This is a genomic window from Sphingobium yanoikuyae, assembly GCF_034424525.1.
Taxonomy (GTDB): Bacteria; Pseudomonadota; Alphaproteobacteria; order Sphingomonadales; family Sphingomonadaceae; genus Sphingobium; species Sphingobium yanoikuyae.
This window is the reverse complement of record NZ_CP139979.1, coordinates 951220-964355: the sequence shown is the minus strand read 5'-3', so window position 1 is coordinate 964355 and position 13136 is coordinate 951220. Positions and strand designations below refer to the sequence as shown.

Here is a 13136-nt window from a genome sequence, read left to right as displayed (position 1 = left end):
CCGCGAGCCATCTGGATAATAGTTCTTTGCCAAGGAGCTCCGGCGCGTGTCTCAATTAATGAAGCCTGAAAGCTCTTTGCCGACCTTCCATCACCGTAGATAGAATTCCACGGGAATTGTAAGCTCAACAATATCGGGCCTTCCTGCCGGAATCGCGGGAAGAGGCTGGGCGCGCTGGAGCGTATCAAGCGCGGCTCGGTCGAGATCGAATGAACCGGATTTCTTGAAGATCGAGCCGGTCAGCACCTGTCCTTCGCGGTTCATCGTGAAGCGGAGGAAAGCAGTTCCCTGCTGACGCGCCGCGCGCGCTCGAGGAGGATAGCGGCGGAAGCGCTCAAGATGAGCGAGAATCTGCCCTTCCCAATTGGGCTGCGCATCGTTGGATAGGCGGCTTGCAGCTGGTGCGGCGATGCTCTTGGGCGCGGTCGTTTCAGGAACAGGAGGACCGGGATCGGCCACTTCCTTGACCGGCTCCCGTTTGTCACTTGTCATCACCGACGGAAAGGGAAGCTGAATCAGCGGCGCCGGAACCAGTATGTCGGGCTTCGGCTCGGGGCGACGCTGCTCCTGTCGTTCGACCTGCTGAGGGCCGGGAGCGACCTCTTGCACGGGTTCAGGGGGTGCGGCGAGTGGCGCAAGATTCACCACCACGAGCCGCTCCGTGCTTGTCGCGGCGACATGCGCGACCGTTCTCCAGGTAAATAACGCAGCTCCCAGTATCAAGGCGAAGATCAGCGCCGTGCCGCCTGCGCCGAACATCCGCGACTGCCAACTCATCGGCTGATCGCAATAGCGCGTGCCTGGCGTCCATGTAGCGGCTACGGGCGAAAAGGACCTCGGAGGGTTATCCTCTGTCTTACGGTAGTCGAAGGACCTCATCACCATTTGGTCGCTCAGATAGGTTCCATCCTGAGCGTCGGAATTATGGTCCAGTTTAAGTTGTGTGGCCTGTGTCATTATCGGCTTTCGGGCGCGGGACGGGTAACGATCCATGCTACACAGGCCGCCATCACGGCTGCGACGGTCACCCCAAGGCCAAGCGCCGGCTTCGCGCCGATCCAGAACAGCGCATAGCCGATAGCGATACCGATGCAGGCCGCACGCTTGCCGGCGCGCGGGATTGCCCTTTCGGCCCTCCACGCGAGTAGTGTCGGGCCGAAGCGGGGATGATCCAGAAGCCAGGTTTCGAGCCGCGGTGACGACCGTGCGAAACAGCCTGCGGCGAGGATCATGAAGATCGTCGTCGGCAACAGCGGCACGAAGGCGCCGATGAGGCCCAGCCCAACGCACAGCAGGCCCAAAAACAGCCAGCCCGTACGTATGAACCGGCTCCCCGGTCCCCGCTTCTTCAAAATGTCAGGCGCTGCGCGCATCGACCAGCGACTGGACGCGGGCGAAGGCCGCGAGCGCGCCCTGCCCCGCCCGTTCTTCCTCTTGGGGAGTCAATTCGAGCGCATCGAGCGACGCGGTGAAAGTGCGCCAGTGTGGTGCCGGCCCTTCAGCAGCGGGCGCGAGATGGCGCGCGCCATGCGTATCGGACAGGCCGAGTTTTGCGGCTTCCTTTCGGAGCAGCGCTGCGCCCATGTTCGATCCTTCTGCGACATATAGCCATCCCAGCGCCATGGGCAGGTCTATCGCGTCGGCAGTGAAGACAGGATCGCTTCCCTCCGGAGCATCGAAGCCCAGATCGGCGAGGTCAGCAGCCACGAGGGCGAGTCTCCGTCGTACGGACAAATCGGGAAACAGGGCCTGCAACCGGGCATCCTCGTACAGCGCCGCGACGTCGCGGTGGAAGAGATACTGCACCGCGAGGAAACGGCCATATTTTTCCAGATCGGCAAAGGAGGCTGCCGACATGATCGATCGATCCACGCCTTCATGTGTGGCGCTGGTCAGTGCCTTCAGCCGCTTCGCGCGACTTAGCTCCTCAATGGGCCGCTCGGATGTGGTCACGGTCATAGGCAATCCCTTTTCTGTGTTGTTGTCGCATGAAAGCCATGCGGGGGTGACGGTGGTCTCTGGGCCGCCACCCCCTTTGGATCGTCCCCCAGTGAGGGAGTGAAACTCTGCCTGGAGGACGAAAACTGCCGCGGATCGCGGATGGCTATGTGAGTTTCAGGGGAAATGGTCGTGGATCGATCATCGCCCCCTCCACCCGCTTCGCCGCGTGGGGGGACTGGCGGCGACAGAAGCGAAGATGCGAGTGTTTCGGCACGGCAAGGACCGGAGCATCGGCCTTCTGCGCGATTGGGGCAAATTGCCCTGGAATGACTAGAAGGCATAGCCGAGCCTCACGCTCGCGGTGGTGCGCTTGTAGGAAAAGAGCCAGTCGATGTTGCTTTTGACCTGATTGTGCTGGACCACGATCTCGGGTGTCAGCCCCGCGAATCTCAGCGCTGGGAAACGTGCGATGGCCGTCGCGTTGAACTGGTCTTCGCGGCGTTTGGCGTCGAACAAAGCGCTAAAGCCGCGATGCTCGCGATGGCGATAGGAGCCGAGCAAAAGGATGCTCGCGTCGCTTCCAAAAGTCTTGTTTATGCCGAAACGCGCACCGAACTGGCGATAGGAGTCTGTTGGGCTGGGTGTGTCTTTGTCGGTAAAGTCAGGACCTCCAAACAAGGTCCAATCCTGCGACGGGGCGTACCAGACCGTCAGATTGACGTCCACCATCGGCCCTGTTTGGGAACTGGAACCTGGAAGGCGATAGCGAAAATCCCGGTAATTCGCTTCAAGGCGCAATAGGACGTTGCGTGAGGCCGTATGCTGCCACTCCGCATTGGCGCCCCAGGCTTCATACAGAACAGATGATCCGAGCGTGCCGAGGTCGAATGAGGGCGACAGGCCGAGAGTGTTGCGGCCAGTCTGATATTGATATCCCAACCGAGTTATAAACACGCCTTGAGAAAAATCATGATGGTCAGGGTAGATTTCCCCGAACAGAATAGCGCGGCCGCGTAGGCCATGATGACCGGACAGTGGAAGATATCGGCTGAGCGCCCCTTCAACGTTGATGCCTGTACCCTTTATCGCGTCGGGCACTTTCCGATCGACCACACACGTCCCATCATCGGTCGCCAGCAGACATGTGTAGCTTTCCGATGATTGGTTGATGTTGGTGCTGTAGATCGGGCCTATCGCCAGATTGCCTTGCCAGCCTCGCCGGTGGCGCAGAGCATTTAAGAAGGCATCGATCGTTACGATCACGCCTGATGCCTTGTCGCCGTCGACCACGAGCAGCGCACGCGCGCTTTCAAAAGTCTGGCGTGCTTCGCGGTCCTTGCGATTCTCGAACAGAACGCGCGCCAGTTCGAGCTGGCCCGATGCAAAGCCCGGGTCCAGCACCAACATTTCACGATAGAAGCCTTCAGCCTCGTCTAGCTTTCCGTCCTGGCGCGCGACTGCCCCGTTTGCAAAGAGCATGAGCATCGGATCACGATCAGGAAAATTTTCGTAAGCTTTGAGGAAACGGCGAGCGTCTCCCCATTGCCGTCGAGAAACTGCGATGTGCAGCGCTTGGCCCATCTCATCGACATTGTTGCCGACAGCGTAGGTCTTTCCGTCGATGACGAGCGAGGAAGGGGCATCGAGCCCTTCGTCCACCTCGTTGAGCGAACGCTCCTCTTGTGCCGCTCGCTGTCGATCGAGCTGTTGATCGAGGCGCAGCCGCGTGTCCTGCCCGCTGTCAATTTGCGCGAGCGCAGTAGCTGGCGTACCTGCCATGATGAGCAGGAGCAAACCGAGGGGGGCGTTTGGTCGGGGCAGGAGTGACCCAAAAATCATGCTTGGCAGACATCCAGCGCAGGAAGGAGAAACCGGAACCCGCCGCGTGGGCGGGTTCCGGCCAATGTTGCTCGGACAGATTTAGAACTTGTGTCCTGCGAACGCGGTGTCGAGGTTGCGCTCGCCACTGACGGTCGCGATCCCAGCGAGAGCGGCCGCATTGGAGCCGAAGAATTCGCCGCTGACGGCGGCGGAACGCAACGTGCTTCCGTTCGGTGTGATCGAGGCCGAACCACCGAATGCAGTGCCGAAATCGGCACCGCTGATCCCCACGTTCGTCAGGACGACCGTCTGGTGACCAACCAGCGTTCCGCTGAGGCTGCCGCCATTGCTGCCGTTGAACGTAGCGGTAAACGTGGCTCCCCCGGTGCCCGTGGTATTGAGGACAGCCGGGTTGGCGGCATAGTTGTTGATACCCACCACGCTATAGGTGGCCGTCGCAGCAGCGATCGGCGTGGTCACGTCGGTCTTGTCGGCACCGGCATAATAGACGGTGTGATCGCCGGCGGTCGCAACACCGGTCTGCGACCATTCACCGAAATAGAGGTTGGCATGGTTCGCTCGTGCGAAGTCGAAGCGGCCGTATCTCGAATGATCGGTAATCGTTCCGGTGGGGTTGTTGACGGTGGTCACGGTATAAGCCGAAGGGGGAACGAACCCCTGAAGGCCCTGGAAGTCGACAAACCGTTGAGGTGTAGAGGTGCCGAGATTTGGCACCCAGATTCCGACCCGGCCAGACACGTGCGGTCCGCCATTTACGGTGCTGTCGCCGAGTTCGACGTTGGCTGGGTCGCTTGTTCCGGAACCGTTGACGACCTGCGCTTGCGCGACCCCCGCCAGAGAGGCGGAGAGCGCCATCGCCCCAACTACTGCTTTGAGATGTACGAACTTCATTATACTTCTCCTGCGATCGAAGCACCTGACGATCAGGTGCCTTCATCCAGGGTCGCCGCTGTCATCCCGCTTTGCTCAAATTGGTGGATGCGGTGGCGGCCCTGAATCCCTTGTCAGAACCTCCCCGTCAGGCTCAGGCGCACCGTCCGTCCCGGAGCAGGCATCATCGAGCGTGAGAGAGGGTCCATATAATAGCGGTCGTTGAGGTTCGTGCCCGCCAGTTCGGCGCTGAACCGCTCATTGATCCGGAAGCGTGCATAAGCGTCGAACGTGATGATCTCGCCCCAGGTGTAGGGGATGTTGAGCGAACATTCTGCGACGCAGGTTGTGCCGGTGGTCCATTCCCCGATCGGGTCCGGATTGTCGTAGGCGCTGTACCAGATCAGCCGGCCTCCCACCTCAAGGCGACGATCAAAGAAGCGGCCGCCAATATTCCAATTCACGCTCGTTTCCGGCGTGGCCTGCGTCAGGAGGAAGCTGCTGACAAAGCCATATTTAACGCAATCCGGCACCCGATAGCCTCTGGCGGTGTCTATCGTTGCGGCCGTGCTTTCATCGCAGACCTGATTCTTGGTCATGTGACCGGCATTGATATCAGTGAAGAAACGGCCATTGTCGAAGCGCGCCTGCAACTCGAACCCGGCGATCGTCTGCCTGTCGATATTGCTGAAAAACAGGCCGCTGCTGCGTTCGATCACGTCATGCGTGGTGTTGTGATACCAGGTCAGTTTGATGTCGGCATGCTGGCCCTCGCCTCGCAAACCGAACAGCGGGCGCAAATCCTGGATGAACGCGGCTTCCCATGATTTCATGCGTTCGGGTTTTAGTTCCCGCAGTGGATCGATCGAAGCGGAGAAACCGATCGTGCTTTCAAACATGCTCGGCCACCGCAGAGCTTCGGCATAGCGGACATAGGCGCGGCTGTTGTCGCTCAGATAGAGTGTCGCCGATGCGCTGGGCACCCACCCATGACCCGATTTGCGCTCGGCTTCGGTGACATTTATGAGTATGTTTCTGCCGCGAGCAATGCAGGTCCCCTCGATATAATTCGGGATGCTGTCGAGAAACCCATTGATGCAGATATTGTCTGCACGGCGGTATTTTCCATCGGCGTTAGGCACCCAGTCCGCGCCTGCATGAGTCCAAGTGAAGGTCCGGGGGTTGGCCCGAAAGACTGCAACCGTTTGCGCTACCGTCGATTCCAACAGCGCCCCTGTACGGCCTCGGCTGCTCCAATATTCTCTTTGAAATGCTTCATAAGCTTCGACGGTGGATTCTGTAGTCCCGTATTGGGTTTGGTTCATTCTGGAGGTATAGACAGGGACGGAGCCGCCGCTCGCTTCTATCAGCTTGGGCAGGAAATCGTCCTGCGCCCAATAGCCCGTATAGGCGAGGCCGGCATTGAGCTTGAGGAAACTGACCGGCTTCCACTCCCCGCTCAGATTGATGCGATAATCCTCACGCCGCCCTTCGCGTGGATAGGCCCGCCCTACCGCCTGCCTGTAAAGCAGGTAATCATCGTCCGAGCGTAATTTCTCATGCTGCCAGTTTGCGTCCAGAAGGATGCTGAGGTTGGATGATAGGTTGAATTGGTTGCTTGCGCTGAAACCGAAACGATCATTATGCGAATTGGCGAGCGCGCTGTTCATGATGATCGGGTCAGCGGGCGAGGCAACATTGGGAAAGCCGCCTGCACTGTAGGTATTACTCACAGTATCCGTCAGCCACGCCGTCGCCTTGAAGTCGATAAAGCGGCTTTCCGGTTGCCACCTATACTCCGCGTTCCATGCCTGAGCGTGAACCTTGCTCTCGGGCCACTGGATATTACCGAACGTGTAGCCATTGCCTGTTGTCATGATCCGCGAGGGCATGATCTCGCCGAACCTCGAGCGCGTATCGCGAAAGCCGATTTGCAGCGCATGGTCATCGGCGATGTTCCACTTCGCCTTGAGCATGATGGATTCCAGCTCGCTTGACGTATTCGGAACCTCGTTGCCGGGCTCGTAATGACGGCCCAGCAGACGAACATAAGTGGCCGCATTAAGCGTGAGATTTTCCTGCTGATAATAGTCAGCCTCATGCTTGCCGGCAAAATAGTTGCCGCGTTCGCGGAAGGCATAGGCCCCGAACAGCTCTAAATCCCCGACACGGCCCGCCGCCGCAATCCGGATCGCACGATCGCCGAAGGAAAAGGCTTCATTGTCGTCTGCGGTCCGCAACGTCACCCGGAGCGAAGGGTCGCCATAGGGAGCACTGGCTAAGTAACCAGATGGAAAACCCGGGATGTCGCGATGGTCCAGGCTTGTCAGCAGCGTCGGCCAGCGTGGATTGGTCGAATTATTTCCGCCTTCAAGCTTCAATTCGATCCCGAAATTCCTGCCGGGTTCGAGAATGTCGGCAGCATCAAGCGTGTTGACGACTACCGCGCCGCCCGTCGATCCGTTGACGCCGCGTGTAGACACCGGCCCCTTGAGCACCTGGACGCCGGAAATCAGGCTTGGATCGATGTAGCTGCGATTGCCAGCGCCATTATAACCCTTCCAGACGGTCAACGCCTGCTCCGTGCCGTCGATGATGACGGGCACACGCCCCGGCCCTTGGACACCGCGGATGCTAGGATCGATCGCGCCGCCGTTACGGGCGTCGCCGCTGAACACATTGACCATGCCCTTCAGCACATCGGCTGTGTTGGTGCCACGATAGCGCTCGACTTCCTCACGGCTCGCGAAGGTTGTGGAAATGTCCTGATCGTAAATGGCGTCCTTGCGGCGTTCATCGCGCTCCGCGCCGGTTTCTCCGGCGATGGTGGAAGCGCCGGACTGCGACCCCTCAACACGAAGCGGGCCGAGATTGACCGTGCCTTGCGCGTCCTGACTGGCCTGCGCCACCTGAGGTGAGGGCGTGAGGGTGACAAATCCATTCTCGAGCCGCCAGGTCAGGCCTGTACCGGTGAGAAGGCGGCTGAGGGCGGAGGCATTGGACATGCGGCCCGACACGCCCGGTGAGGAAAGGTCGCGAATGCTGTCAGCGTCGACGTTGACCTGCATGCCCGATTGCCGCCCGAAATCGGCCAGCGCTTCGCTGAGCGTGCGAGCGGGGATATTGAAATCGCTGGCTGTGGCTTCGCCGCTTGTCTGGGCCATCACCGCATGCGGCGCAGCAAGCCCCATTATCGCAGCGGATGCCATCAGCGAAATGGCGACAACCCGGCCCTTTTTATTCCTGAAATTCGAAACCCCCGAAAGCACTATGATACACCCTTCCTCGTTTGGCGGGCCATCTGCAATTGAGAAGCAGTTGCATGAAGCCCCTACTAGTAAGAACAATCGAGGCGAGGGATTTTCCGAAAAAATGTGCAATGGGCGGCGAAAAAATTTCGCAGGCCTTTGATTATTCGGCTGAAATCACCGTGATCCAGGGCGTCAAATTGCGCACCGAAATATCATGAGATTGCGCCAGCGCCTGCAGCACCTTGTCAGCCTGGCGCACGTCATATGCACCGGTGACGCGCCGTGTATCCAAGCCATCGCCATAGGTGAGGATCAGCCCGCTGTGCCAAGGCTTCAGCGCCTCGATCACTTCGCGAACGGGTCTATCGCTGGCAATGACCTGATGGTCGGTCCATGCCGCAATCCGAAGAGGATCGACCTTTTTTCGCAGCGCACTGCTCTCCTCACATGTGAGGTCGAGCGCATCGCCGACGGTAAGCTTCTCCGCCCGTTCGGGCTGGTCGGAACAGGCAACGCGAACCGTGCCATTGCGCACCGCGACAGAGACTTGCCGATGGCCTGATGTCACTTCGAAGGCCGTACCAAGAACCGTGGTGGTCGTGTCCGCCGCGACAACCCGGAACGGGTGATCACGATCCGGCGCCACCTCAAACCATGCTCTGCCCTTCAGGAGCTGAACCTTTCGCTCGCCACCTTTGTTCACATCGAAAGCGACAGCGCTCTGAGGGGCCAGGATCATCGTGCTGCCGTCAGCAAGCGAGATCGATCGTAGCTCCGCTGTTCCGGAGGTCGCATCGGCGCGCAGATTCACGAACATGCCGGGAGCCACGACGATCGCGAGGCACGCGGCCGCAGCAATTGCTGCGATCCCCGCGCGCTGCCGCTTCGTTGATCTAGCGAACGGGAGGATGGAGAAATTCTTCTTACGCCACCGGCTCGCATGGACCGGTGGCGAGGTGCGGATCACATGGGTTATGCGCTGCGTCTCCGCCCAGGCGTCCTTGTTAAGGGAAGCTTCGTCGAGCCACGCGGCAAATTGAGCGCGCAAAGCCTGATCATCAGGATCTTCCTGAAGCAGGATAGCCCATTCTGAAGCCGCGCGATTGGCACGGCGACGATCGGCTTCCATCGAATCTGTATTGCGCCCGGCGCTCATGCTGTCCCTTCTTGACGGAAGAGCATCGTATCGGCCCTCCCCTACTTAACTAAACAATCGAGTGGCGCATTTTTCCGGAAGCGACGCAAAAATCATCCGGGAGAACGATCCGCAATCTCCCGGCATCGCTCGATACCCTCAAGCACGAGAGCATGTGCGGTAGATGTCGAAACCCCCAGAAACGCGGCAATGTCCTTCAGTTTCTCCCCGCCGATCCGGTGCATCTCGACCGCGATCCGCATGTTTTCCGGGAGGCTCCGGAGCGCGGAAGTTATTCTCGCATATTCGTCCCGCGATATCGCTGCGACTTCAGGGTCCGGCTGGTCGGACAAAATGCTGACTATCTCTGTATCGCCACCCGCTTCGAATATCCGCGCCTCGATCCGTTTGCGTCGGGAGCCGTTCAGCGCAAGATTGCGCACCGTCATGCGCAGATAGGCCATCGCCTCGTCGGCAGGCAGCCTCGCCGTCCCCGTGTTGCTTCTAAGCCAGGCTTCCTGCACCACGTCTTCCGCATCTGCTTCGTCGCCTGTAATCCTCTTTGCGTAGCGTATCAGCGATGCACGGTGTGAGAGGAAGAGCTTTAGAGCGGCTTGGCCATCCGGCACTCCCATTTTCCTTTCTCACCGCTAGACCATGACCTCGCTCATCGCATTACACTTATTGAGAATAAATCGCAAGTAGCAGCAGTCCATAAAACACCATCCAACGCCATGAAGCGCAACTTAAACGGCGATTTCGGGTAGAGTCCGTCCTTGCAAAATCCGTGATATGACAGAATCAATCGAAACCATTCCTAGTATCTCTCCGAACATCTATAATATTATGGATTCATTATTCCAGGACATACATTGACCTTGCGAAACACGACATCCAAGTTTTGACACTTTTTTTCCAATGCCATTCATGAGATTGAATTGCATCGATGCTATGTCAATGACACCACATATTCCTGTGGTCGCAAAATTGTGTCGCATCCGGAGGGAGTTTGCGAAACCAATAGCGTCGAAAGCGGTATGGTAGTCAGCATAGTGATGGTTCCGATACCCCAGCCAGCTATCATGCTCCCTATAATGAAAGCGACCATTGCATATGATTTGACCAGCCGACCCGCAGGCCTTCTCCGGATACATCAGAAGCCAAACGATGCCCGACAATGCCATCAGCATGGCCATGGTGAACTTGAAGGATAGCCCCCACCTCTCCTTCAACCTACCTCCTTCCTCCCGCGCTTTCAGGCTCAGTCTCGGAATTTTCGACCGTCGGCGAGCAATCTGGATGATAATTCTTTGCCAAGATTGCTCCGGCGCGTGTCCCACTTAATGAGGCCTGAAAGTTCTTTGCTGAAGGCCTGACGTCTGCGGGCACCACGCTCTTCAAATGCAAGGACATTCATGGGGGACAACGAGCACGATAAGCGGGCGTGGGCGGTTTATTGCGCTTGCCGGATTTCCGACACGCTCTACGCGATGAATCCCTTCCTCACACAGCAAAATTTCTACTCCCAGCAGCTACGCGCCCTTGCGCTCGTGTCCGTTATCGCCGGGAAGCGACTTCTGCCCGGCCGGCGAAACGTTTGCATCGTGGGCGCCGGTGTTGGAGGCAGAACGCTCGCAGCCGGCTTTACGAGTGTCGGGGCAAGCGTCAGGCTGATTGAAGCCCGAACGACGCCGTTCGAGCAATATCGGGACGCTACCCATCGGGAGCTTCATCCGAACATCATATTCTGGCCGAAACAGCAACCAACGCCGGCGACCGCCCTGCCCTTTCTGAACTGGGCGCAGTCTCAGGCTGATATGGTAGTCGAGGACATCCTCGATGAATGGCAACGCGGCTTTGGCCCAAAGGTCGATCTGGTCCACGACAAAGTCATCCGGCTGCATCAAACTGCCAGTGGCGTTTTGCTCGAACTGCAGAGTGGTGCAAATGTCGAGGCGGATATCGCCGTCCTCGCCACGGGCTTCAAGACAGAGCGCAGTTTGGGCCCGCTGAAATCGCCGAGCTACTGGTCGCCCAACGCCATTGCCGATGATGGGCAGGCCGTTCTTGTCAGCGGCACGGGTGATGGTGGTCTCATCGACGTGCTCTCCCCCATATTGGGCACCAAGGTCACGCGCGCCGCCCATATGCTGGCTGTCGCATTGACGGATAGCGAAGTCAGACACGATATCCTGGAAGTCGAGGCCGAACGCGCGCTGCATCGGATCGCGGGAACGGGCGACAGCACTGACCCATGCGAGTTCTATCGCAAGGTGGTTTTCAGCCACGAGACACAGGGGAAGTTGTCATCGTTTGCCGGAGCGCAAGACCGTCCCTCCAATCGTAAGATCACGCTCCTGTACCGGTCGACCAGCCCCTATTCATTCACCGCTGCCCCTATAAACAAGCTGCTGCTCGCCTACTTCAGCAACGGAACAAGGCGATATGTGACAGCCGTCAAAGGGAAGCTCGAAGTCGAGGAGGATCAATGCAAGATGATACCCGACAACGACATCTGCGCGCCCGTTGATCCTCCATCTGAATTCGATCGCGTCATCGTTCGCCATGGCGCAGAGCCGGCGGCGGCCGACCTGTTGACCGCCACGGAGCTCGCCGGGCTTCGGGATAAGGCGATCGAGCATTCCGCCGCAGCCGATGTGAGCGACTACGACAGGGACGTGTTTCGCTGGACGAACGACGGCATGGGAAAGTCGGGCGTTTCTCTTGAAACTCTGCCGCGAATGGTACGAAAGACGTTACTCCATATCGGCCGGGCCTATGGGCTGGATTTCCAGACCACTATCATTGTGGACGACTGCTTTACCAACGGCCGTCCGATCAAGGTTGTCCTTGATGCCGAGGATAGACGCAAAGCTGAACAGTTGCGCCTGTTCCCGCTCCGTGTAGGCCCGGCGTCTGTCCAGGTCGCTCCCGTCAACATCCATCGCAACAGGCCTCCCAATGACGAAGCGTAGCGGTCTTTCAGAACCTAGCCGGGTCGCCAACAACGCTCTCCGGCTTGGCACCATCATCAAGATCGGCATCGTCGGAGACGGCGATGCTCGCATGATGATTTCCGCCATTTTCACACGCGAAGACTGTGAGGATGATAGTCTCTATCTTCTTCTGACGGCGCACTCGCATCTGCTGCCGAGCGCCGAGGAAGTCTCTTGCACATTGATCCGGGGCCCTGGGAAACAGCGGCTCGCGCTGGGTGCGATGGTCCCACCTGATAGAGTCCTGGGTCCAGAGAGTTCCAAGCTCGGCTTCCACGTCCTTCGCCTCGATGCGACCCCGCTATTCGAGAAACCCAGAGAGACCGCCAAACCCCTCGCGACAGTCCGCAACTTCCGTGAGGGGATCTGGAGCGATGGCCTGTTTCATGTTCGACGATTGAACGATCCCACCTGGACGGATCCCGATTTCAGGGATGACGTCGGCGGAGGCTCAAGTCGAACGAACCGCCAACTGTCGAGGCCGGTAATCAATCGTAAGGGGCGGGTCGCTGGTGACCTGGACGAGGTTCGCATCCCCGATCTCGGCACGACGCTCTCCTATTCCTACTGCGGCCTCGTCACCCGCGGCCGCAATCGCCCGCTCGCAGAACCTCAGGCGCTGGGCGCGCCAGTCATTTCCGAATCCGGCGCGCTGTCCGCGATCATCGTTGGCGCGGCCGATCAGGAAACGCTCGTCTTCCCGGTGGAGGAGCTGCGTAGAGGCCGGCCGATCGAGTTCGTAACGCTTGGAGAGGATTGGCCAAAGGTTAAAATCGCCAGTTCAACCCGTTCTGTGAACAATTCTAGCTGAAGGCGCTTTTCACCCCGCCTTTCATGCGCTGACGCTTGCGTCTGCAAATAGGCGACCATTGAGGAACGCATCTGCTCTTGCTTCAGCACAGCTCAACGTCCCTCAGATCAAGCCACCCCATCGATGCAATCAGCGTCAGGTCTCGAGCCGGCCCATCCGGCGCGAAGATCCTGAGAACTCCCAACCGTCTTGCCCGTGCAACATCGCTCCCCTAATTGTCTGACAGTCGACCAGAGACAGGGGGTTGTATAAAGGGAAACCACCTTGTCCTGCGTTACGCCTGCCTTCCC

At 58.8% G+C, this 13136-nt stretch carries 10 protein-coding genes; 2 read left to right on the top strand and 8 right to left on the bottom strand.

The features are described from left to right. Positions 1-90: 90 nt before the first annotated feature. From U0025_RS04500 to U0025_RS04465, 8 genes are all read right to left on the bottom strand, one after another. Complete coding sequence (locus U0025_RS04500; protein ID WP_245968208.1) at positions 91-957, bottom strand: TonB family protein; 867 nt, start codon at positions 955-957, stop codon at positions 91-93. Then, positions 957-1373 carry a YbaN family protein gene (locus U0025_RS04495; RefSeq protein WP_004211553.1) on the bottom strand — a complete coding sequence of 139 codons (417 nt, stop codon included), beginning with the start codon at positions 1371-1373 and terminating at the stop codon, positions 957-959. The genes U0025_RS04500 and U0025_RS04495 overlap by 1 nt, the downstream gene beginning before the upstream one ends. After that, positions 1357-1959, bottom strand: a complete 603-nt coding sequence (locus U0025_RS04490) for a biliverdin-producing heme oxygenase (protein WP_004211552.1) — start codon at positions 1957-1959, stop codon at positions 1357-1359. Before U0025_RS04490 ends, U0025_RS04495 begins: the two co-directional genes overlap by 17 nt. 312 nt (positions 1960-2271) lie before the next feature. Then, positions 2272-3720 (bottom strand): surface lipoprotein assembly modifier, encoded by a 1449-nt coding sequence (locus tag U0025_RS04485; RefSeq protein WP_119034388.1) that lies wholly within the window; start codon positions 3718-3720, stop codon positions 2272-2274. Between the two features lie 141 nt (positions 3721-3861). Next, positions 3862-4674: a Slam-dependent surface lipoprotein gene (locus U0025_RS04480; protein ID WP_004211549.1), complete on the bottom strand. Its 813-nt coding sequence runs from the start codon at positions 4672-4674 to the stop codon at positions 3862-3864. Between the two features lie 113 nt (positions 4675-4787). Continuing rightward, positions 4788-7922 carry a TonB-dependent receptor gene (locus tag U0025_RS04475; RefSeq protein WP_037491219.1) on the bottom strand — a complete coding sequence of 1045 codons (3135 nt, stop codon included), beginning with the start codon at positions 7920-7922 and terminating at the stop codon, positions 4788-4790. Between the two features lie 142 nt (positions 7923-8064). After that, positions 8065-9060, bottom strand: a complete 996-nt coding sequence (locus tag U0025_RS04470; RefSeq protein WP_004211543.1) for a FecR family protein — start codon at positions 9058-9060, stop codon at positions 8065-8067. 92 nt (positions 9061-9152) lie between these two features. Beyond that, the gene (locus U0025_RS04465; protein WP_004211540.1) at positions 9153-9674 is read right to left on the bottom strand and encodes a sigma-70 family RNA polymerase sigma factor; all 522 of its coding nucleotides are present in this window, start codon (positions 9672-9674) and stop codon (positions 9153-9155) included. A gap of 780 nt (positions 9675-10454) precedes the next feature. On the opposite strand from U0025_RS04465, the gene U0025_RS04460 reads away from it, so the two are divergent. After that, positions 10455-12014: an FAD/NAD(P)-binding protein gene (locus tag U0025_RS04460; protein WP_004211539.1), complete on the top strand. Its 1560-nt coding sequence runs from the start codon at positions 10455-10457 to the stop codon at positions 12012-12014. Further along, positions 12001-12846, top strand: a complete 846-nt coding sequence (locus U0025_RS04455; protein WP_004211538.1) for a hypothetical protein — start codon at positions 12001-12003, stop codon at positions 12844-12846. The genes U0025_RS04460 and U0025_RS04455 overlap by 14 nt, the downstream gene beginning before the upstream one ends. The last annotated feature ends 290 nt before the right edge of the window (positions 12847-13136 follow it).

Bases quoted from the DNA above. Each gene is read 5' to 3' on its own strand.
- U0025_RS04495 (WP_004211553.1), bottom strand. From the start codon at position 1,373: ATGCGCGCAGCGCCTGACATTTTGAAGAAGCGGGGACCGGGGAGCCGG.
- U0025_RS04485 (WP_119034388.1), bottom strand. From the start codon at position 3,720: ATGGCAGGTACGCCAGCTACTGCGCTCGCGCAAATTGACAGCGGGCAG.
- U0025_RS04455 (WP_004211538.1), top strand. From the start codon at position 12,001: ATGACGAAGCGTAGCGGTCTTTCAGAACCTAGCCGGGTCGCCAACAAC.
- U0025_RS04500 (WP_245968208.1), bottom strand. From the start codon at position 957: ATGACACAGGCCACACAACTTAAACTGGACCATAATTCCGACGCTCAG.
- U0025_RS04470 (WP_004211543.1), bottom strand. From the start codon at position 9,060: ATGAGCGCCGGGCGCAATACAGATTCGATGGAAGCCGATCGTCGCCGT.
- U0025_RS04490 (WP_004211552.1), bottom strand. From the start codon at position 1,959: ATGACCGTGACCACATCCGAGCGGCCCATTGAGGAGCTAAGTCGCGCG.
- U0025_RS04460 (WP_004211539.1), top strand. From the start codon at position 10,455: ATGGGGGACAACGAGCACGATAAGCGGGCGTGGGCGGTTTATTGCGCT.
- U0025_RS04465 (WP_004211540.1), bottom strand. From the start codon at position 9,674: ATGGGAGTGCCGGATGGCCAAGCCGCTCTAAAGCTCTTCCTCTCACAC.
- U0025_RS04480 (WP_004211549.1), bottom strand. From the start codon at position 4,674: ATGAAGTTCGTACATCTCAAAGCAGTAGTTGGGGCGATGGCGCTCTCC.